The sequence below is a fragment of the Nocardioides sp. Arc9.136 genome, from assembly GCF_030506255.1.
Classification (GTDB): Bacteria; Actinomycetota; Actinomycetes; order Propionibacteriales; family Nocardioidaceae; genus Nocardioides.
Genome location: NZ_CP113431.1, coordinates 1,517,020 through 1,536,429 on the forward strand (window position 1 = coordinate 1,517,020; position 19,410 = coordinate 1,536,429).

Genomic DNA, 19,410 nt, shown 5'->3' on the forward strand with positions numbered 1-19,410 from the left:
CAGTCCGAGGACCTGCCCGAGGGCCGGCCCGAAGACCCGCCCGGGGACTTGCCGGACGTGCTGCCCGAGCCGATGGCCCGCGTGCTCGCCGACTACGAGCGCCACCTGGTCTCCGAGCGGGACCTGACGCCGCACACGGTGCGCGCCTACACCACCGACGTCTCCGGCCTGCTCGAGCACGCGGCCCGGCTCGGCCACACCGACCCGGCCGAGCTGGACCTGCGCGCCCTGCGCAGCTGGCTGGCCAAGCAGCAGACCCTGGGCCGTTCCCGGACGACGGTCGCCCGCCGGGCGACCGCGGCCCGGGTGTTCACCGCCTGGCTGCTGCGCACCGGGCGAGCGGCGACCGACGCCGGCGCCAGCCTGGGATCGCCCAAGGCGCACAAGACGCTGCCGCCGGTGCTGCGGGCCGACGAGGCCGCGGACCTGGTGCGCGCGGCAGCCGAGCGCGCCGACGACGGCAGCCCGGTCGGCCTGCGCGACGTCGCGATGATCGAGCTGCTCTACGCCACCGGGATCCGGGTGGGCGAGCTCGTCGGTCTCGACGTCGACGACGTCGACCGCGACCGCAACGTCGTGCGGGTGCTGGGCAAGGGCCGCAAGGAGCGGACGGTGCCGTTCGGCCGCCCCGCCGCGCGCGCCCTCGACTTCTGGACCAAGCACGGTCGGCCGCACCTGGCCGCCGACGGTTCGGGGCCGGCCCTGTTCCTCGGTGTCCGCGGCCGGCGGATCGACCAGCGGGCCGTCCGGACGCTCGTCCACCGGCGCATCGCCGACGTCCCGGGCGCCCCGGACATCGGTCCGCACGGCCTGCGGCACACCGCTGCGACCCACCTGCTCGAGGGCGGCGCCGACCTGCGCTCGGTCCAGGAGATCCTCGGCCACGCGTCACTGGCCACGACCCAGCTCTACACGCACGTCACCACCGACCGCCTGCGTCGCGCCTACCAGCAGGCGCACCCCCGGGCCTGAGGTCGCCACCCGTCGTAGGGGTGGGCGACGGAGGGGTGGGCGACAGGGACGGCGACCCGCCCGGTGACCGGCTCGTCGCGCCACAGCGGCAGGAGCCGCACCGGTCCCGCCCCGACGAGGTCGAGGGGGTCGAGGTACGTCTCGCCCTCGATCCACCCCCAGTGCAGGCACGCGCGCGGGAAGCAGTGCGAGCCGGGGACCTGCAGCGTGCCGATCATGTCGCCGGCGGTCACGACGGTCCCCACGGCCAGGGCAGCGGAGACCGGCTCGTAGGTCGTCCGGGTCGTGCCGTGGTCGACCACGACGACGCCACGCCCGGCGAGGGTGCCGGCCCACGAGACCCGGCCGGCGAGCGCCGCGTGGACCGGTTGCCCGGGGGAGCCGAGCAGGTCGACACCGCGGTGGCCCGCGCCGTACGGGTCGTCGGGTGGGTCGAAGTGCTCGACGACCGCCGGCTCCGGCCGCAGCGGCCACTCGCCGACCGGGTCGGTCCCGGAGCCGGCCGGCGCGCCCGCACCGGCGGGGGACGGGAGCAGCAGGAGGACGGCGGCGGCGAGTGTCGGGGAGACCATGGGCGCCACGGTGCGCCGGTCGCCGGACTGGCGCGACCGCCGGGCGGCGGCCTGGGGAGGAGCCGGCGGGGGACGAGGCCTGGGGACGGTTCCCGGTGGATTGGCGGGCGCCTGCCGGAGTCGCGTACGCTGGCAGGGCAGTCCGCACGTCACCACGCGTACTGACTTCGCACGTCGGCAGACCGCGGCGGTCCCCTCCGGGTTCCATCCTGGGAGGGCCCGACCACCCGCGGGCGACGACCCTCGGTCCCAGCGAGAGCCGGGTCGGGTCGCGCGCCGGCGTCAGGGCGACCGGCACCCGTCGGCTCGCGGCAACTGAAAACGACCGGAGCGCGTCACCGGTCCGTCCTCGTTCGCAAGGGCGGGCGCACGGCGGCGGCTCCACCACACAGGAGAACAAACACCATGGCAGTCGTGACCATGCGCCAGCTCCTCGAGAGCGGCGTTCACTTCGGGCACCAGACCCGTCGCTGGAACCCGAAGATGAAGCGCTTCATCATGACCGAGCGCAACGGCATCTACATCATCGACCTGCAGCAGTCGCTGGCCTACATCGACCGCTCCTACGCCTTCATCAAGGAGACGGTGGCCAAGGGCGGGACGATCATGTTCGTCGGCACCAAGAAGCAGGCCCAGGAGGCGATCGCCGAGCAGGCGACCCGCGTCGGCATGCCCTACGTCAACCAGCGCTGGCTGGGCGGCATGCTCACCAACTTCCAGACCGTGCACCAGCGGATCAACCGCCTCAAGGAGCTCGACGACGTCGACTTCGACAACGTGGCGGGCTCGGGTCGCACCAAGAAGGAGCTCCTGCAGATGAAGCGGGAGCGCGACAAGCTCGAGAAGACCCTCGGCGGCATCCGCGAGATGGGTCGCACCCCCTCGGCCGTCTGGATCGTCGACACCAAGAAGGAGCACCTCGCCGTCGAGGAGGCTCGCAAGCTCCGGATCCCGATCATTGGCATCCTGGACACCAACTGCGACCCCGACGAGGTCGACTTCCCGATCCCGGGCAACGACGACGCGATCCGCGCCGTCGGCCTGCTGACCCGCGTGGTCGCCGACGCCGTCGCCGAGGGCCTCATCGCCCGCTCCGGTGGCAAGGCCGCCGCTGACACCGCGACCGCGGCCGAGCCGCTCGCCGAGTGGGAGCGCGAGCTCCTCGGTGGCGACGCCGAGAAGGCCGCCGTCGAGGCGACCGGCGGCGACGCCGCGACCGACGAGGCCCCGGCCTCCGAGGCGACCGGTGCCTCCTCCGAGGGCGCTGCCTCCGACGAGGCCGCCGCCGCTGCGACCGACGAGCCCGCCGCCGAGCAGGCCGTCGAGACCGCCGACCAGGCCCAGGCCTGACCCTCCGCGCCCGCGGCGCCGCTCGTACGACGTACGCAGCGGCGCCGCGGCGCGGTGCCGGGACGAGCCCGACTCGTCCCCTCCACTCCTGAATCCTGCGACCCAGACGGGACAACACCATGGCGAACATCTCCGCCGCCGACGTCAAGAAGCTCCGTGAGCTCACCGGCGCCGGCATGATGGACTGCAAGAAGGCCCTGACCGAGGCCGACGGCGACTTCGACAAGGCCGTCGAGATCCTGCGCGTCAAGGGCGCTGCGAAGGCCGAGGCCCGCGGCGCCGAGCGCGAGGCCACCGCCGGCCTCGTCGCCACCTCCGGCGGCGCTCTCGTCGAGCTGCGCTGCGAGACCGACTTCGTGGCCAAGGGTGACGAGTTCGTCGCCACCGCCCAGAAGATCGCCGACGCCGCCGCCGAGGCCAAGGCCGGCGACGCCGAGACCCTCAAGGCCGTCCAGCTCGGCGACAAGACCGTCGGCGACGTCGTCGGCGACCTCGCGATCTCCATCGGCGAGAAGATCGAGCTCGGCCAGGTGGCGTACTTCGACGGCCCGGTCGTCGTCTACATGCACAAGCGTGCCGCCGACCTCCCGCCCGCCGTCGGCGTGCTGGTGGAGTACGACGGCAGCGAGGACGCCGCCCGCGGCGCCGCGATGCAGGTCGCGGCCATGCGCCCGCAGTACCTCACCCGCGACGAGGTCCCGGCCGACGTCGTGGCCCACGAGCGCAGCATCGCCGAGCAGAAGTCCCGCGAGGAGGGCAAGCCCGAGCAGGCGATCGCCAAGATCACCGAGGGTCGCCTCAACGGCTTCTTCAAGGAGGTCGTGCTCCTCGAGCAGGCCTCGGTGACCGAGAGCAAGAAGTCGGTCAAGGCCGTCCTCGACGAGGCCGGCACCACCCTCAAGCGCTTCGCCCGTTTCGAGGTCGGCGCCTGAGGCACTAAGGTCTGGCCAGACATCACGAGGAGGCCGGTTCGATGGAGCAGACACTGTCCATCGGACCGGCCTTCGTCGTACCCACCGAGGAGAGGAGAGCCGGTTGACCGCCTACAAGCGAGTCCTGCTCAAGCTGTCGGGCGAGGTCTTCGGTGGCGGCAAGGTCGGGGTGGACCCCGACGTCGTGCAGAAGATCGCGCGGGAGATCGCGGCCGTGTCGCGGGCCGGCGTCCAGGTCGCCATCGTGACCGGGGGCGGGAACTTCTTCCGCGGCGCCGAGCTGCAGCAGCGCGGCATGGACCGCGCCCGCGCGGACTACATGGGCATGCTGGGCATCGTCATGAACTGCCTGGCCCTCCAGGACTTCCTGGAGAAGGAGGGCGTCGAGACCCGCGTCCAGACGGCCATCACCATGGGCCAGGTCGCCGAGCCCTACATCCCGCGCCGGGCCATCCGGCACATGGAGAAGGGCCGCGTCGTGATCTTCGGCGCCGGCATGGGCATGCCGTTCTTCTCCACCGACACCGTCGCGGTCCAGCGCGCGCTCGAGAGCAAGTGCGACGTGGTGCTGGTGGCCAAGAACGGCGTCGACGGCGTCTACAGCGCCGACCCGCGGATCGACCCCACGGCGACGAAGTACGACGACCTCACCTACGACGACGCGATCAGCCAGGGCCTGCGGATCATGGACCAGACCGCCTTCGCGCTCTGCGGGGAGAACAAGCTGCCGATGGTCGTGTTCGGCATGGAGCCCGAGGGCAACATCCTGCGCGTCGTGCAGGGTGAGAGGATCGGGACGTTGGTCAGCGCCGGCTGAGGCGCCGACCCCCTCAGCAAGCAGCACGCGCAGCGACGAGACGAAGCGAACGAGTCAGGAGCACCGGTGATCAACGACATCCTCAACGAGGCCGACAGCAAGATGGACAAGTCGGTCGAGGCGACGCGCGAGGAGTTCGCCGCGATCCGCGCCGGCCGCGCCCACCCGAGCATGTTCAGCAAGATCATGGTCGACTACTACGGGACCCCGACCCCGATCCAGCAGCTCGCGTCGTTCACCGCCCCCGAGGCGCGCACGATCCTTATCTCGCCCTTCGACCAGGGCGCGATGAAGAACATCGAGCGGGCCATCCGCGACTCCGACCTGGGCGTGAACCCGGCCGACGACGGCAAGGTCATCCGCTGCGTCTTCCCCGAGCTGACCGAGGAGCGCCGCAAGGAGTACATCAAGGTCGCCCGCGGCAAGGCCGAGGACGGCCGCGTCGCCGTGCGCAACCTGCGCCGCACCGCCAAGCAGAACCTCGAGAAGCTCGAGAAGGACGGCGAGGTCGGCAAGGACGACGTCACCGGCGCGGAGAAGCGGCTCGACAGCATCACCAAGAACCACACCGACGCCATCGACGAGATGCTGAAGAACAAGGAGTCCGAGCTCCTCGAGGTCTGAGGGCCTCGGGACTCCATGACCGACTCGCCACAGCCGGCGGCACCGCCGGCCAAGGACCACGGGCGCGCCGGCCGGGACCTGCGCGCCGCCGTCGCGTCGGCCGTCGTGCTGCTCGGCGCGATCGCCGCGTCGCTGTTCTTCTGGAAGACCGCGTTCATGGTGATCGTCGCCGTGGCGGTCGTCGTCGCGGTGTGGGAGCTGCGCAAGGGCTTCTCCGCCAAGGGCATCGACCTGCCCGAGCAGCCGCTGATGGTCGGCGGCGTCGTGATGGTCGTGGTCGCCTACTTCTACGGCGCGCCCGCGCTGGTGACCGCCACGGCGGTCTCCGCGCTCGCGACGATGCTGTGGCTGCTGCGGCGCGGCATCGACGGCTACGTGCAGAACGCCACGGCGTCGGTCTTCACGCTCGTCTACGTGCCGTTCCTGGGCTCGTTCGTGGCCCTGCTGCTCGCCGAGGGCGGCACCGGCCTCGGCTCGGACTCCGGCGGCGCCGGGCTGGACGACCCGGGCGTGCAGGGCATCATCGCCTTCATCCTGGTGACCATCGCCTCGGACATCGGGGGGTACGTCGCGGGCGTGCTGTTCGGCAAGCACCCGATGGCCCCGGTGATCTCCCCGAAGAAGTCCTGGGAGGGCTTCGCCGGGTCGCTCGTGTTCACCGTCGCGGCGGGCTGGGCCCTGGTGACCTACCTGCTCGACGGCGACTGGTGGGTGGGCGTCGTCCTCGGCCTCATCGCCGTGGTCATGGCGACCCTCGGTGACCTGTGCGAGTCGGTCATCAAGCGCGACCTGGGCATCAAGGACATGAGCCAGGTGATCCCCGGTCACGGCGGGCTGATGGACCGGCTCGACTCCCTCCTCGCGACCGTCGCGCCGATCTGGCTGCTGCTGCACTACGCCGTCTTCTAGCGGGCCGTCTTCCAGCGGGCGGTCTGCAGCGGGCCGTCTTCCAGCGGGCCGTCTTGCAGCGGGCCCTGCGCCGGCCGGCGGTGGCTCCGCGCGAGCGACGTACGGAGCCGTTATGGTCGCGCTGGTGGAGAGCGACGCGCGCGAGCAGGAGTCCGCCGCGGGGGAGGAGACCCCGGCGGGACAGGCCCTCGAGGAACGGACCGGCACCGATCGGGAGGAGCCCGACTGGTGGCACCGCGACCATCCCGTGTTCACCCCGCTCAGCGGGTTCTTCGCGGGGTTGCTGGCCGTGACGCTCCTGCCGGGGATCTACGCAGCGGTGCTCGGCGCGCTCTTCGACAGCGACACCGCCGAGCGCCTCTTCCCGTTCGTGGTGGTCGTCCTCGCCGTGCCGCTCGTCCTCCTGGCGGTGCCGCGCGCCCGGCGCTTCGCCCGCTACATGCTGCTGGGCGCGGTCCTGACCGCCCTGGTCGTGGGTGGCGTCGCGGCGCTCGTGCTCTGGTACCTGATGCGCGTCGAGTCCTGACGCGGCTCCGCGTGCCGGACCCCACGGCTCCGTGGATTCATCGCGGTGACCGGCCGGGTGGGAGAATGGGCGGCGATGTCCGACCCGAAGCCCCTTCCTCTCGTCTTCAACGAGCCGCGCGGCCGCAAGAAGCCCCCGCGGCACCTCGCCGACCTCACCTCAGCCGAGCGCAAGACGCTGCTCGAGGAGCAGGGCCTGCCGGGCTTCCGCGCCAAGCAGCTCTCGACCCACTACTTCGCGCGCCTCGTCGACGACCCCGCGCAGATGACCGACCTTCCGGCCGGTCAGCGCGAGGAGCTGGTCTCGGCGCTGCTGCCGGAGCTGATGACCCCGCTGCGCACCCTCGAGGCGGACCGCGGCACGACCCGCAAGACGCTGTGGAAGCTCTTCGACGGCGCGCTGGTGGAGTCGGTGCTCATGCGCTATCCCGACCGCGCGACCATCTGCGTCTCCAGCCAGGCCGGCTGCGGCATGGCCTGCCCGTTCTGCGCGACCGGCCAGGGCGGCCTGCAGCGCAACATGTCCACCGCTGAGATCGTCGAGCAGGTCGTCGCCGGCGCCCGAGCGATGACCCGCGGCGAGGTCCCCGGCGGGCCGGGCCGGGTCTCCAACGTGGTCTTCATGGGCATGGGTGAGCCGCTGGCCAACTACAAGGCGGTCATCGGCGCCGTCCGACGCCTCACCGACCCCGCGCCCGACGGCCTGGGCATGTCCGCGCGCGGGATCACCGTCTCCACCGTCGGGCTGGTCCCGCGGATCAACCAGCTGGCCGAGGAGGGCATCCCTGTCACGCTCGCCCTGAGCCTGCACGCGCCCGACGACGAGCTGCGCAACGAGCTGGTGCCGATCAACACGCGGTTCTCGGTCGCCGAGACCGTCGAGGCGGCGTGGAACTACGCCCGCACGACCAAGCGTCGTGTCTCGATCGAGTACGCCATGATGCGCGGCATCAACGACCAGGCGCACCGCGCCGACCTGCTCGCCGACGTCCTCAACTCCTACGGCGACTGGGGCTGGGTGCACGTCAACCTGATCCCGCTGAACCCGACGCCGGGCTCGAAGTGGACCGCCTCGGACCCCGCTGACGAACGCGAGTTCGTGCGCCGGCTCGAGGCCAAGGGCATCCCGACCACCGTCCGCGACACCCGCGGCCGCGAGATCGACGGTGCCTGCGGACAGCTCGCCGCGGCGGAGTGACCACCTCCCCCACCGATCGCCGTCGACCGACTGGCCCCACGACGGCGAGGACCCGCCCACCCCCGGCGAGACTGGTGGCCCGGGGGAGGGCGGGTCCTTCGAGTGGTGAGGCCGGTCAGCCCAGTGGGTTGCGGATGATCAGCTCGACGTTGCGGTCCTGACGCGTGCCCTCGTGGCTGCTGGAGCGCTCGTGCCAGTCGTTCGCGGCCAGCTCCCGGCCCCAGGCGGCGAGGGCGTGGGTGTCGGAGAGGTCCGTACCGGGCGTCACCGGGCCGCCGTGGTCGACCATCGTGGTGAAGATCGACAGCGTGCCGTCCTTGTTGTCGGCGATCTCGACCAGGCGCGCCTGCTGCGGCCAGTCGATGTGGGAGGCGGTGTTGATCTCCCAGAATCCGCGGCCCTTGTTCTTCTTCTTGTTCGCCTTCACCAGGCGGGGCCACACGTGGTTGCTGTGGGTGTGGCCGTTGACCCAGGCGACGACGACGGGGTTGGCGAGCAGCACCTCCATGATGTCGGCTGCGAGGACGCGCCCGCCGCCGGTGTTGTTCGTCATCGAGGTCGACGGGTGGTGCGAGCAGACGACGACGTACTTCTTGTCCCGCTTGGCCTTCTTCAGCACCGTCTTGAGCCAGGCGAACTGCGCCTGGTCCAGCGAGCCGTTCTGCTCACCGGCGGTGTTGACCGAGTCGAGGACGACGAAGCGCACGCGGCCGCGGTCGTGGGTGTAGTACGCCGTGCCCTGGGCGCGGTTGGTGGCGGTGAACCCGTGCCCGACCGGCTTGCTGCTGGTGGTGAAGTGCTCGGCGACGACCTCGGCGCGGCTGAGCAGGCGGCGGTCCTCGTCGGGGGTGACGGTGCGGGCACCGGGCGCGGCGATCACCTTCTGCAGGATCTCGGCGACCTTGCCGGACTTCAGGGCGAGGAGCACCTCGAGCTTGGTGACGTTCTCGGGCGGCGAGATCACCTTGGTCGAGCCGGTGGCGACCGCGTTGAGGCCCTCGATGCTGGTGGGGAAGTTGCCCTGGACGAGCCCGTCGTGGTTGCCGAAGGCGCTGATCCACGGCATCTTCAGGCCCTCGGCGGTGAACGGCCGGCGCGCGGCGTCGAGCAGCCCGGGCACGCTCGGGAAGCCGTAGCGCGAGCGGGCGCGGTCGGCATCGGCGCCGGCGGGCGCACCGTCGGGGTGCCAGTAGTGGATGTCGTAGTGGTCGGGGTCGAGGTCGGCGACGCCCTCCCACTTCTCGGGGTCGCCCGAGTCGACGCGCACCTCGCCGCCGTCGAGGACGTCGATGTTCCAGCGGATCTCGTTGCGCTGGGAGTTGTCGGAGTTGTCGCCGGTCTGCACGGCGAGGGCCAGCGGCTTGCCGGTGACCGGGCCCTTCCCGATGGAGTTGATCCGGCGGACCATCGAGTCGGCGATGTGCGCGGCGAGCATCTCGTGGGCGCGGTAGGAGGAGGCCAGCAGGCCGGTCGGCCCGTTCTCGGCGTCCTCGTCGTCCCAGCGGTCGACCCACTCCACGCGCAGCGGCGACTGGGCGTCGACCACGTGGATGTCGCTGAGCTGGGCGAAGGCCAGCAGGCCCTTGCGGCGCCGGCCGCGGCCCTTCTTGGCGGCCAGGCCCAGGTCGGTGCGCACCAGGTGCTTCTCGCCCGCTCCGGCGACGAGCGTGCGGTAGCCGAGCGGGTTCGCGACCGGACCCTTGCGGATGACGCCCGCGAGGGTCGTCCCGCGGACGACGCGCGCGACCGCGGACGAGGCGGACGCCGCGGCCGAGGAGGCAGCGGACGACGCGGCCGAGGAGGCGGACGACAGGGCGCCCGACGCGGCGGCCGTGGCGGCGAGGGCGGCGGCCCCGGCGGAGCGGAGCAGGTGGCGGCGGGAGATCTCTGGCATAGGCATGGTCCCAGCACCCTAGGTGTGACGACCGCCACCGCGAAGCGGATTCACCGAACTCGTGCGACCACCTCGGCGGCCTCCTCGACGGTGTCGACGAGGTGGACGTGCGGCGCCATGTGCCGCCCGCGGGCGAGCGCCTCCAGCAGCGGCCAGACGGGGTAGGTCTCGGTCCAGTAGGAGCCGCCGACCAGCACCATCGGCGCCACCGACGACTCGTCGGCGTAGTAGTTCTCGCACGCGTCCTGGAAGACCTCCTGGACGGTCCCGGCGGCGCCGGGCAGGAACACGATCCCGGCGTCGCACACCTCGAGGAGCACCGCCTCGCGGGTCGCGTTGCGGAAGTACTTCGCGATGGCGGTCGCGAAGACGTTGGGCGGCTCGTGCCCGTAGTGCCAGGTGGGGATCCCCAGCGTCTCGACCGGGTCGGGATGGGCGGCGCAGACGGCGAGCGCGGCGCGCGCCCAGGCGCCGATCGAGGGACGGTACGTCGGCACGCTCGCCAGCCCGGCCAGCGCGGCGGTCAGCTCCTCGACGGACCGGCGGGCCAGCCGGGCCCCGAGGTTCGCCGCCTCCATCGCGCCCGGCCCGCCGCCGGTGGCCACCGTGCGTGAGCCGTCGCGGGCCAGCGCGTGCCCGAGCGCCGCCGCCGCGGCGTACCCCGCGGACCCGCGCTCGAGCGCGTGGCCGCCCATGACCCCGACCAGCCGTCGGCCCCCGACCCACCTGTCGAGCGCCTGGTCGACCGCGTGGTCGTGCAGGGCCTCCGCGAGCGCCGACTCCGGCGTGGGCGGCTCCTGCGACCAGGCGTAGGCCCGGGCGTCGAGCGAGAGCGGGTACTCGCCCTCGCCGTAGAGCTCCTCGGCGGTGTAGAGCGTCGACCGCGCGGTGTCCAGGGGCGCGGACGGCACGGCGGGCAGCACCAGCGCGCCCTCCGCCAGGAGGCGCTCGCCGTCCCCGGGTGCGAGCGTGCACCCGAGGAACGCCGCGCCCGCCGCCTGGCAGCGCGACAGCAGGTCCGAGCGGTCGCTGAGGTCGACCGCCCGGACCCGCCAGCCCGACAGGGAGCTGACCCCGGCAGCCATGCGACGGTCGAAGTCGGCCAGCGACTCGACGTGGACGACGCGGCCGTGGGTCTGCTTCACCCCGTCAACCTAGGGGGCCGCCCCAGGAGGCCTCAGAAGGCGTGCGCCAGGAGGTCGCCGAAGAGCTCCTGCTCGTCGGCCTCGAGCCCCCGCGCGCGGAACCACCGGCACACGTTCGTGCAGTCGCGCAGCAGGTAGTCCATCCCGTTGGGGTTCGCGACCAGGTCGACCACCTGGGGGAGGTCGATGACCACGAGGCGCTCACCGGCGGCGAGGATGTTGTACGGCGACAGGTCGCCGTGCACCACGCCGTGCTGGACCATCGTCGCGAGCGCGTCGCGCAGCTGGTCGAACCACGAGGCGAGCAGCGCGCCGTCCGGTCGCGTCTGCGCGAGCCTGGGGGCGGTCTCCGGCCCGTCCTCGCCCTCGACGCACACCCACTCCATCAGCAGCTCGGTGCCGTCCACCTGGACCGGGTAGGGGACCGGCAGGCCGAGGGTCCACAGCCGCTTGAGCGCGGCCCACTCCGCGACGGCCCACTCCGCGGCCGCCACCTGGCGGCCGAAGGTGGACCCGCGCTTGACCGCGCGGACGTCCCGCGAGCGCTTCATGCCCCGGCCCTCGGTGTAGGACGCGGCCCGGTGGAAGGTGCGGTGCTCGGTCGAGCGGTAGCGCTTGGCCGCCATCACGACCGAGCTCCCCGGGTCGTGCGGGTCGCCCCGCTCGAGCAGGAAGACGTCGGCCTCCTTGCCTGTCTTGAGGACGCCGAGGTCGGTGTCGACCGCGCCGCGGGACGTCACCACCCAGGCCGGACGCGGCTCCGGGCCACGGGCGAGCGGCTCCACGTCGTACCACGTGGTCCAGCGCTGGCCGTCGGCCAGCTCTTCGTAGGTCCGCCACTCGGTGACGAAGGCGGGGTCGACCCCGGCGAGGGGCTCAGCGGTGCTGCGGGCGTGCTGGTCGTGCTGGTCGTGCTGTGTCACGGGTGCTCCAGGGATGCGAGAGGAGGTGGTCTGCTGGGGGCAGGCCGGAGACAGTCGTGGACATGTCACGCTCCTCTCGATCGCTGGGGCCGCTGCGCCGCTGCGGACGCCGTCACCCGGACGGGCACGGCGCCCGGTCGCGGACCATGGTGGAGGTCCGCGACCGGGCGCCGCAACTGGATTACCGGGCGGTCAGCAGACCGAGTCCGAAGGCTTGGGGTTGCCCAGCCCGAACAGCGGGCGCAGCGCGAGCCCGCCGAACGTCCCGGCGACGGCCATGACGCCCCAGAGCCAGCCGTGCAGGCTGAACGAGGCGATGCCACCGAAGTAGGCGCCGATGTTGCAGCCGAAGGCGATGCGGGCGCCGTACCCCATCATGATCCCGCCGATGACCGCGCCGGCCGCGAGCCGCCAGGGGATCCGGCGGTGCAGCACCCACGAGCCCGCCGCGGCGGACGCGACCAGGGCCCCGAGGATGATGCCGAGGTCCATCACCGAGGTCTTCTCCACGAGGACGCCGGCCTGGTACTTCGCGAGGTTCGCCGGGTCGGACCAGAAGCCCCACGAGAGCACGTCGACGCCGACCGCGTCGAGGATCTTCGAGCCCCACAGCGAGAACGCGAACGTGATGCCCCACGCCCCGCCCGAGACCAGCAGCGTGAGGGCGTTGAGACCGGCGAGCAGCAGCGCGCCGACCCACAGCGGCCAGGACCCGCGTACGGCGCGTGCCGCCCCGGTCGCGACCGGCGGCTGCTGGACGGGCGGCACGGACCGGCCGCGGGCGAGCAGGTAGGTCAGCCCGACGACCACGGCCATCACCGCCAGCGAGATCGCCCACGCCCCCAGGTAGCCGCCGCCGACGTCGGTCAGCGACACCGGGGCGTGGCTGGGGAGGTCCTCGGTCCACCACGGGAAGTGCAGCGCGCCGATCGTCGAGCCGACGACGAAGCCCGCGAGGGTCAGCACGATGGCGGTCTGGCCCGAGCCGATGGCGAACAGGGTGCCGGAGGCGCACGATCCGCCCAGCTGCATCCCGACGCCGAAGAGGAACGACCCGACGAACAGGCCGAAGCCGATCGGGGCCAGGCTCGGCGCGGGCACGGCGTCGCCGATCGCGGCGCCCGTGGCCAGGATCGGCGCGAACAGCGTGCACGCGACGGCGAGCATCAGCATGTGCGCGCGCAGGGCCTTGCCCTGGCGCACCGCCACGAGCTGGCGCCAGGCGGAGGTGAACCCGAAGCGGCTGTGGAAGAGCACGAAGCCCAGGGCCAGGCCGATCGCGAAAAGCGCGGTCGGCACGCCGCCGGAGCGGGTCCAGATGACGCCGCCCAGGACGAGGGCCGCGAGCAGGCCGCCGACCACGAGGCCGGCCTGGGCCGGGGGCGCCTGGGCCGGCGGGGGGCCCGGCGGGACGGCGCGGGGGCCGTCGGCCGCAGCGCTGCGGGGTCCGGGTCGTTGCAGGATGGACATGGTCGCCTTCCGGTCGCGGGCACGGACCTGGCACAACCAGACCGACCCCCGTGCCTGTTCCCGTGCTGTTCCCGTGCCTGTTCCCGGGCCCGTCAGCGGCGTGGGGGTTACGGTTCGCGCGTGCCACGACCACGCCGCCTCCTCCCGGGCCTCCTCGCCGCTGCGCTCGTCCTCGGCGGCACGTCCGCCTCGTCCGGGCTCGCCGGGACCTCCGGGCGGGCCGCCGGGCCCGCGACACCCGGGGCGGCCGGGATCGGCGACCCCTACTTCCCCCGGGACGGCAACGGCGGCATCGACGTCCGGCGCTACGACGTGGACGTCGCGTACGACTTCGCCACCGGCCGGCTGCGGGGCACCACCCGCCTGCGGCTCCGCGCGACCCAGCACCTCTCGCGGTTCAACCTCGACCTGCTCCTGCCGGTGCAGGAGGTCAGGGTCGGCGGACGGCCCGCCCGCTGGTCGCGACCGGACCGTCACGAGCTGCGGGTCACCCCGGCCAGGCCGGTGGCCCGCGGCGACGTCGTGACGGTCCTCGTGCGGTACGCAGGGCACCCCGGGCGCATCGGCTGGCGCGGGGAGCGCAGCTGGCTCGCCGACGACACCGAGGTCGTGGCGATGAACGAGCCGCACATGGCCGCCTGGTGGTTCCCCGCGAACGACCACCCCCGGGACAAGGCGCTCATGGACGTCGAGGTGACCGTCCCGGCCCGCAACCAGGTCGTCGCCAACGGACGGCGGGTCTCGCGCACCGTGCACGGTGCCAACGCGACCACCCGGTGGCGGGCCGACGAGCCGATGGCGCCGTACCTCGCCTTCTTCGCGGCCGGACGCTTCGAGGTCGACCGCGGCAGCCGCGACGGGCTGCCCTGGTACGTCGCGGTGTCCAAGCAGGTCCCGCCCGCGGCGCGCAGGCGGTCGATGGACCTGATGCGACGCACGCCTGCGGTCGTGGCGTGGACCGAGGAGCAGCTGGGCGCCTACCCCTTCAGCACGACCGGCGGGCTGACGACCGGGCTGCAGCCGGGCTTCGCGCTGGAGAACCAGACGCGTCCGACGTACCCGGTCATGGGCAGGGCCTACGGCGAGACGATCCTCGTCCACGAGATCGCCCACCAGTGGTTCGGCGACTCGGTGTCGGTGCGCGGGTGGCGCGACATCTGGCTCAACGAGGGCGCCGCGACGTTCATGGAGGCGCGGTACGCCGAGACGCACGGCGGCCCGTCCGCGCAGCGCGCGCTGCAGCGCGACCACGCCGCGCTCTCCGGCTCGCGGGAGTTCTGGGACCTGCGGATCGACGACCCCGGACCGGACCGGATCTTCGACGCACCGGTCTACCAGCGCGGGGGGATGGCGATGCAGGCGCTGCGCCATCGGATCGGCGAGACCGACTTCTGGACCCTGCTGCGCACCTGGCTCGGCACGCGCCGGGGCGGGAACGGCTCGAGCCCGCAGTTCGAGGCGCTCGCGGCCGAAGTGAGCGGCGAGGACCTCGACGGCTTCTTCGAGGCCTGGCTGCGCGCGGACGAGCCGCCGGCGCGCACGGCTGCGAACGGGCTGGTCTGATGGGCCCGGTGCCCGACGGGGAGCGCCGGGAGCTGCTCGTCCCGCTGCTGGAGTTCGCGGGACGGTCGCGGCTCGAGCGCGGTTTCGGCCACCTGCGCCGCGACGGCACGGTCGACTCCGCCCGCGGTCTCGAGCTGTGGGTCAACGCCCGGATGACCTACGTCTTCGCGCTCGCCTCGCTGCTCGGGGTGGAGCACGCCTCCGACCAGGCCCGCCACGGCGTCGACGCGCTGACCGGGCTCTTCGAGGACCGCGTCCACGGCGGCTGGTGGAGCACCGTGGACGACGCCGGCCGGCCGGGGAGCGCGACCAAGTCCTGCTACGACCACGCCTTCGTGGTCCTCGCCGGTGCGACCGCGACCGTCGCCGACGTGCCGGGCGCCGCGGCGCTCCTCGAGCGCGCGCTGCGCGTGCACGAGGAGCGGTTCTGGGAGGAGCCGCTCGGCCGGTGCATGGACCAGCGGGCGGGGGACTGGTCGACGACCGAGGACTACCGGGGCGCCAACAGCAACATGCACACGGTCGAGGCCTACCTCGTCGCCGCCGACGCCAGCGGCGACGCGGTCTGGCGCGACCGCGCCCTGCGCATCGCCGAGCACCTCGTGCACCGGGTCGCCCAGGAGCACGACTGGCGGGTCGTGGAGCACTTCGACGGTGACTGGCGTCCGCTGCCCGAGCACTCCCGCGACCGTCCGGCGGACCCGTTCCGCCCGTACGGCGCGACGCCGGGCCACGGCCTGGAGTGGGCGCGGCTGCTCCTGCACCTCCGTGCCGCGCACTCGCTCGCCGGCGAGGCGTCCCCGGACTGGTTGCTCGAGGCCGCGGTCGGACTGGTCGAGCGGGCCGCTGCCGACTGCGACGAGGGCCGTACCGGCTTCCCGTACACCACCGACTGGGACGGCACGCCCGTCGTCGACCAACGCTTCCACTGGGTGCACTGCGAGGCCGTGCTGGCCGCCCGCGCCCTCGCCTCGGCGACGGGGGAGCAGCGGTACGCCGACCTGGCCGACCGCTGGTGGACCTTCACCCGCGAGCACTTCGTCGAGGCCGACGGCTCCTGGCTGCACGAGCTCGACGCCGGCCTCGCCCCGTCCGGGGTCACCTGGCCGGGCAAGCCGGACGCCTACCACGCCTTCAACGCCCTCCTGCTCCCGTCGCTCCCGCTCGCCCCCTCCGCCGCTGTCGCCCTCCGGTCGGCCGACTGAGGCCCGCCGCCCTGTTGGTCGAGCGAGCGCTGGCGAGCGTCGTCGAGACCGCGCCCGCTGGTCGAGCAGCGAGCCCTGGCGAGCGTCGCCGAGACCGCGCGCCTGCTGGTCGAGCAGCGAGCGCGAGCGAGCGTCGTCGAGACCCGTGAGGTGCGCAGGGCGTCGGGGTGGTCGTCGGGCCTGCCTCCTGCTGGTCGAGCAGCGAGCGCTGGCGAGCGTCGTCGAGACCCGGCGAGGTGCGCAGGGCGTCGGGGTGGTCGTTGGGCCGGCCTCCTGTTGGTCGAGCAGCGAGCGCTGGCGAGCGTCGTCGAGACCCGGTGAGGGTGGTTGCGGCGTCGAGTGGCTTTGGGGGTCGCGACGACGTTCGGCGCTGGGGCGCCTCTCTGCTCGACCATCAGCATGGACCGGCGGGTTCGGCCTAGGTCCGTCGGTGGAACGCGACCTCCCCTCCGGGTAGATGGGTGGTCTCGTAGGCCGGGTCGTGGATCCGAGCGTGGTGCCTGGGGCAGAGGTTGCGGGCGTTCGTCAGGTCGGTGGCTCCGCCGTTCGACCAGGGTTGGTCGTGGTGGGCGTGGCAGAGGTGGGCGGGCCAGTCGCAGCCTTCTGCGGTGCAGGTCGGTTGGGTGAGGTTGAGGGCTCTGCGTTGGGCTCCGGTGAACAGCCGGGTGGTGCGCCCCAGGTCCAGGAGCTCGGACTGAGTGCCGAGGACGGCGGGGATCAGGCCTGCTTCGCAGGCGAGCCGTCGTGCCTGGGCGGCGGAGATGGTGCTGCCGTCGTCGAGGACACCCGGTGCGAGGCCACCCATGAGGGACGCGATGTCCATGGTGACGACGACGGTGGCGTTGAGGCCGCCGAGCTTCGGGACCGAGGCGGTGGGGATGCGTTCGAGGAGCTCGCAGAACGCGTCGCCCATCCGCTCCGGAGACGGCCGGCGCTCCACGGGCTCGGCAGCAGCGGGGTCCTGGGTGGCGGCTTGGTGCTTCGGTGCGGCGAAGGCGAGGAGGGTCTTCTTGAGCATGGCGCCGTGGAGTTCGGGGATCTTGAACTTCCCGATCACCGACCCGCGGCCGTCGGGGCTCATCGTCAGCCACGCGGTCTCCCGGGCGAGCCGCTCCTCGGCCTCCAGGGCGCGGGCGTCGCGGGCTTCGCCGACCTCGGGTGCGACGACGGTGAGCACGTGCTTGGCCAGGATGCGCAGCGACTTGGGGTCACGGTGCCGTGCCTCGGCCAGCAGGTGCTGCTCGGCACGGAGCGGGATGGTCGGGTCCTCCAGGTCGGTGGGCAGCCGGTCGAGGCACTCGGTGATCACGCGAGCGTGATCGACCGACACATCACCCTCCGCGAAAGCGGTGGCCGTCGGGCTGTGGCGGTCCAGCGACTCGGCCAGCCGCATGCGGTGCTTCGCGGCGGGTCGGGTCTGGCGGGTCTCGGTCGCCCACCAGGCGGCGGTGTCGGTGGCACCGACCCGTTCGCCGGCGTGCCGGCGGTCGGCCTCGGCGGCGAGGCGGAGCTCGAGAGCCTCGGCCTGTGCGCGCAGCTTCGCGGCTTCGCTGAGCGTGTCGGTGACGTCGTCGTCCGACATCGACCACAGGTGGACCTCGGCGGCCGACCGCATCTGCTTTCGCGACTTCGCGACAGCGCGGCACACCACGTGCGCGCTGCGTCGGGAGTCCTTGGCCATGGGTCTACTCAAGCACCGACCACCGACAGTCCCGGTCCTGTTTCCCCAGGTCAGGCCACATCGTGGACCACGGGTTCAGGGACTACTCGCGGCGAAGGCGAGGACCCGAGGCCCTGCGCATCTCACCGGGTCTCGACGACGCCTCGCCGGGGCTCGGCTGCTCGACCAGCAGGTCTTGCGCACCTCACCGGGTCTCGACGACGCCTCGCCGGGGCTCGCTGCTCGACCAGCAGACGCCTCGCCGGGGCTCGGCTGCTCGACCAGCAGGTCTTGCGCACCTCACCGGGTCTCGACGACGCCTCGCCAGGGCTCGGCTGCTCGACCAGCGGTCAGCCGAGGAGGGGAGCGGTGGCGCGGGCGACGAGGCTGGGGCGGCCGGTGAGGGCCTCCTCGGCGTCGGCGAGCCGGGTGGCGCGCAGGCCGAGGTTGATGCCCAGCCAGCGCAGGGGCTCGCGCTCCCAGGCCGGCGAGCGGTGGTCGACCCACGGCAGGCGGACGAGGTCGGTGTCGTGCCCGAGGACGAGGTCGCGGAGGGTGCGGCCGGCGAGGTTCGTGGTCGCGACCCCATCGCCGACGTACCCGCCCGCCCAGGCGAGCCCGGTGCTCCGGTCGAGCCCGACGGAGGCGCACCAGTCGCGGGGGATGCCCAGAGGTCCGCCCCAGGCGTGCGTGACCCGCGTGCCGGCCAGCACCGGGAACATCTCGGTGAGGGTCGCGTAGAGCCCCGCGAAGACCCGCTCGTCCCGGTCGAACGCCGGGCGCACCCGCGAGCCGAGGTGGTACGGCGCGCCGCGGCCGCCGAAGGCCAGCCGGTCGTCGGAAGTCCGCTGGCCGTAGATCACCAGGTGCCGGTGGTCGCTGAACGTCTCGCGCCGCGCCAGGCCGATCTCGTCCCACACCTCGGCGGGCAACGGCTCCGTCGCGATCATCAGGGAGTAGACCGGGACGACCGCGCGCCGCAGGCCCGGGAGGGTCGGGGTGAAGCCCTCGGTGGCGCGCACGACCACGTCGGCCCGGACGTCCCCGTGCTCGGTGCTGGCGACCCCCGGCTCGATCGCGGTCACGCGGGTCTGCTCGTGGATGGTCACGCCGTGCCGCTCGCACGCCTCGGCCAGCCCCCGGGCCAGGCGGAGCGGGTGGACGGCGGCGCAGTCGGGGGTGTACGTCGCACCGAGCGTGCCGCCGGCGCGGAGGACCCGGTCGGCCTCGGCGGCGCCCAGCAGGCGCAAGTCGTCCTCGCCGCGCCCCCAGCGGCGGGCGTCGGCGACCTCGTCCCGGGCACGCGTCCACTGCGCGCGGCTGCGGGCGAGCACGACGGTGCCGCCCTTGGCCAGGTGGCAGTCGATGCCCTCCGCGGCGGTCGTGCGGGCGACCTCGTCGACGGTCTCCCGCATCGCCCGGTGCTGGGCGAGGGCGGCGTCGCGGCCGGCCGTCGCGGCCAGCGAGGGCAGCGAGGCGGGGAACAGCGCCGAGCACCAGCCGCCGTTGCGCCCCGACGCGCCGTGGCCGACCCGCTCGGCCTCGAGCACCACGATGCGCAGGGAGGGATCGGCCACGGCGAGGGAGTACGCCGTCCACAACCCGGTGTAGCCGCCGCCGACGATCGCCACGTCGGCGTCGCGGCCGCCCG

At 73.2% G+C, this 19,410-nt stretch carries 17 protein-coding genes; 10 read left to right on the forward strand and 7 right to left on the reverse strand.

The window, feature by feature from the left end:
- Positions 1 to 72 precede the first annotated feature (72 nt).
- Positions 73 to 972, forward strand: a complete 900-nt coding sequence (locus OSR43_RS07355; protein WP_302271623.1) for a tyrosine recombinase XerC — start codon at positions 73 to 75, stop codon at positions 970 to 972.
- Here OSR43_RS07355 and OSR43_RS07360 read toward each other — a convergent pair.
- Entirely contained in the window at positions 945 to 1,544 is a 600-nt protein-coding gene (locus OSR43_RS07360; RefSeq protein WP_302270590.1) for a M23 family metallopeptidase, read from the reverse strand. The two genes, OSR43_RS07355 and OSR43_RS07360, sit on opposite strands and share 28 nt — an antisense overlap.
- Before the next feature lie 405 nt (positions 1,545 to 1,949).
- On the opposite strand from OSR43_RS07360, the gene rpsB reads away from it, so the two are divergent.
- The 7 genes from rpsB (at position 1,950) to rlmN (ending at position 7,899) form a co-directional block, all read left to right on the forward strand.
- Positions 1,950 to 2,894 (forward strand): 30S ribosomal protein S2, encoded by a 945-nt coding sequence (rpsB, locus tag OSR43_RS07365; RefSeq protein ID WP_302270591.1) that lies wholly within the window; start codon positions 1,950 to 1,952, stop codon positions 2,892 to 2,894.
- A gap of 119 nt (positions 2,895 to 3,013) precedes the next feature.
- Positions 3,014 to 3,826 (forward strand): translation elongation factor Ts, encoded by an 813-nt coding sequence (tsf, locus tag OSR43_RS07370; RefSeq protein WP_302270592.1) that lies wholly within the window; start codon positions 3,014 to 3,016, stop codon positions 3,824 to 3,826.
- A 103-nt stretch (positions 3,827 to 3,929) separates the two neighbouring features.
- Positions 3,930 to 4,643, forward strand: a complete 714-nt coding sequence (gene pyrH, locus OSR43_RS07375; RefSeq protein WP_302270594.1) for a UMP kinase — start codon at positions 3,930 to 3,932, stop codon at positions 4,641 to 4,643.
- A gap of 69 nt (positions 4,644 to 4,712) precedes the next feature.
- Entirely contained in the window at positions 4,713 to 5,267 is a 555-nt protein-coding gene (gene frr / locus OSR43_RS07380) for a ribosome recycling factor (protein ID WP_302271624.1), read from the forward strand.
- A gap of 15 nt (positions 5,268 to 5,282) precedes the next feature.
- On the forward strand, positions 5,283 to 6,176 hold the full coding sequence (locus OSR43_RS07385) for a phosphatidate cytidylyltransferase (RefSeq protein ID WP_302270595.1): 894 nt from the start codon (positions 5,283 to 5,285) through the stop codon (positions 6,174 to 6,176).
- A 124-nt stretch (positions 6,177 to 6,300) separates the two neighbouring features.
- Positions 6,301 to 6,702, forward strand: a complete 402-nt coding sequence (locus tag OSR43_RS07390) for a hypothetical protein (RefSeq protein ID WP_302270596.1) — start codon at positions 6,301 to 6,303, stop codon at positions 6,700 to 6,702.
- A gap of 75 nt (positions 6,703 to 6,777) precedes the next feature.
- Entirely contained in the window at positions 6,778 to 7,899 is a 1,122-nt protein-coding gene (gene rlmN / locus OSR43_RS07395; RefSeq protein ID WP_302270598.1) for a 23S rRNA (adenine(2503)-C(2))-methyltransferase RlmN, read from the forward strand.
- 115 nt (positions 7,900 to 8,014) lie between these two features.
- Here the strand turns inward: rlmN and OSR43_RS07400 are convergent, their stop codons facing one another.
- The 4 genes from OSR43_RS07400 to OSR43_RS07415 all read right to left on the reverse strand — a co-directional run bounded on the left by OSR43_RS07400 (position 8,015) and on the right by OSR43_RS07415 (position 13,331).
- Positions 8,015 to 9,799, reverse strand: a complete 1,785-nt coding sequence (locus tag OSR43_RS07400; protein ID WP_302270600.1) for a TIGR03767 family metallophosphoesterase — start codon at positions 9,797 to 9,799, stop codon at positions 8,015 to 8,017.
- A 44-nt stretch (positions 9,800 to 9,843) separates the two neighbouring features.
- The gene (locus OSR43_RS07405; protein ID WP_302271625.1) at positions 9,844 to 10,878 is read right to left on the reverse strand and encodes an LOG family protein; all 1,035 of its coding nucleotides are present in this window, start codon (positions 10,876 to 10,878) and stop codon (positions 9,844 to 9,846) included.
- 92 nt (positions 10,879 to 10,970) lie between these two features.
- A complete protein-coding gene (locus tag OSR43_RS07410; RefSeq protein WP_302270601.1) occupies positions 10,971 to 11,861 on the reverse strand; it encodes a serine protein kinase RIO in 891 nt (296 codons plus the stop codon).
- Positions 11,862 to 12,053: 192 nt separating this feature from the next.
- Positions 12,054 to 13,331 (reverse strand): YeeE/YedE family protein, encoded by a 1,278-nt coding sequence (locus tag OSR43_RS07415; RefSeq protein ID WP_302270602.1) that lies wholly within the window; start codon positions 13,329 to 13,331, stop codon positions 12,054 to 12,056.
- A 120-nt stretch (positions 13,332 to 13,451) separates the two neighbouring features.
- On the opposite strand from OSR43_RS07415, the gene OSR43_RS07420 reads away from it, so the two are divergent.
- Positions 13,452 to 14,894 carry a M1 family metallopeptidase gene (locus OSR43_RS07420; protein WP_302270603.1) on the forward strand — a complete coding sequence of 481 codons (1,443 nt, stop codon included), beginning with the start codon at positions 13,452 to 13,454 and terminating at the stop codon, positions 14,892 to 14,894.
- A complete protein-coding gene (locus OSR43_RS07425; RefSeq protein ID WP_302270604.1) occupies positions 14,894 to 16,099 on the forward strand; it encodes an AGE family epimerase/isomerase in 1,206 nt (401 codons plus the stop codon). The genes OSR43_RS07420 and OSR43_RS07425 overlap by 1 nt, the downstream gene beginning before the upstream one ends.
- A 418-nt stretch (positions 16,100 to 16,517) precedes the next feature.
- Here the strand turns inward: OSR43_RS07425 and OSR43_RS07430 are convergent, their stop codons facing one another.
- Positions 16,518 to 17,780 (reverse strand): HNH endonuclease signature motif containing protein, encoded by a 1,263-nt coding sequence (locus tag OSR43_RS07430; RefSeq protein ID WP_302270606.1) that lies wholly within the window; start codon positions 17,778 to 17,780, stop codon positions 16,518 to 16,520.
- A 329-nt stretch (positions 17,781 to 18,109) separates the two neighbouring features.
- Positions 18,110 to 19,390: an FAD-binding oxidoreductase gene (locus OSR43_RS07435; RefSeq protein WP_302270607.1), complete on the reverse strand. Its 1,281-nt coding sequence runs from the start codon at positions 19,388 to 19,390 to the stop codon at positions 18,110 to 18,112.
- Positions 19,391 to 19,410: the final 20 nt, after the last annotated feature.

Bases quoted from the DNA above. Each gene is read 5' to 3' on its own strand.
- OSR43_RS07355 (WP_302271623.1), top strand. From the start codon at position 73: ATGGCCCGCGTGCTCGCCGACTACGAGCGCCACCTGGTCTCCGAGCGG.
- OSR43_RS07360 (WP_302270590.1), bottom strand. From the start codon at position 1,544: ATGGTCTCCCCGACACTCGCCGCCGCCGTCCTCCTGCTGCTCCCGTCC.
- rpsB (WP_302270591.1), top strand. From the start codon at position 1,950: ATGGCAGTCGTGACCATGCGCCAGCTCCTCGAGAGCGGCGTTCACTTC.
- tsf (WP_302270592.1), top strand. From the start codon at position 3,014: ATGGCGAACATCTCCGCCGCCGACGTCAAGAAGCTCCGTGAGCTCACC.
- OSR43_RS07385 (WP_302270595.1), top strand. From the start codon at position 5,283: ATGACCGACTCGCCACAGCCGGCGGCACCGCCGGCCAAGGACCACGGG.
- rlmN (WP_302270598.1), top strand. From the start codon at position 6,778: ATGTCCGACCCGAAGCCCCTTCCTCTCGTCTTCAACGAGCCGCGCGGC.
- OSR43_RS07400 (WP_302270600.1), bottom strand. From the start codon at position 9,799: ATGCCTATGCCAGAGATCTCCCGCCGCCACCTGCTCCGCTCCGCCGGG.
- OSR43_RS07405 (WP_302271625.1), bottom strand. From the start codon at position 10,878: ATGGCTGCCGGGGTCAGCTCCCTGTCGGGCTGGCGGGTCCGGGCGGTC.
- OSR43_RS07415 (WP_302270602.1), bottom strand. From the start codon at position 13,331: ATGTCCATCCTGCAACGACCCGGACCCCGCAGCGCTGCGGCCGACGGC.
- OSR43_RS07425 (WP_302270604.1), top strand. From the start codon at position 14,894: ATGGGCCCGGTGCCCGACGGGGAGCGCCGGGAGCTGCTCGTCCCGCTG.
- OSR43_RS07430 (WP_302270606.1), bottom strand. From the start codon at position 17,780: ATGGCCAAGGACTCCCGACGCAGCGCGCACGTGGTGTGCCGCGCTGTC.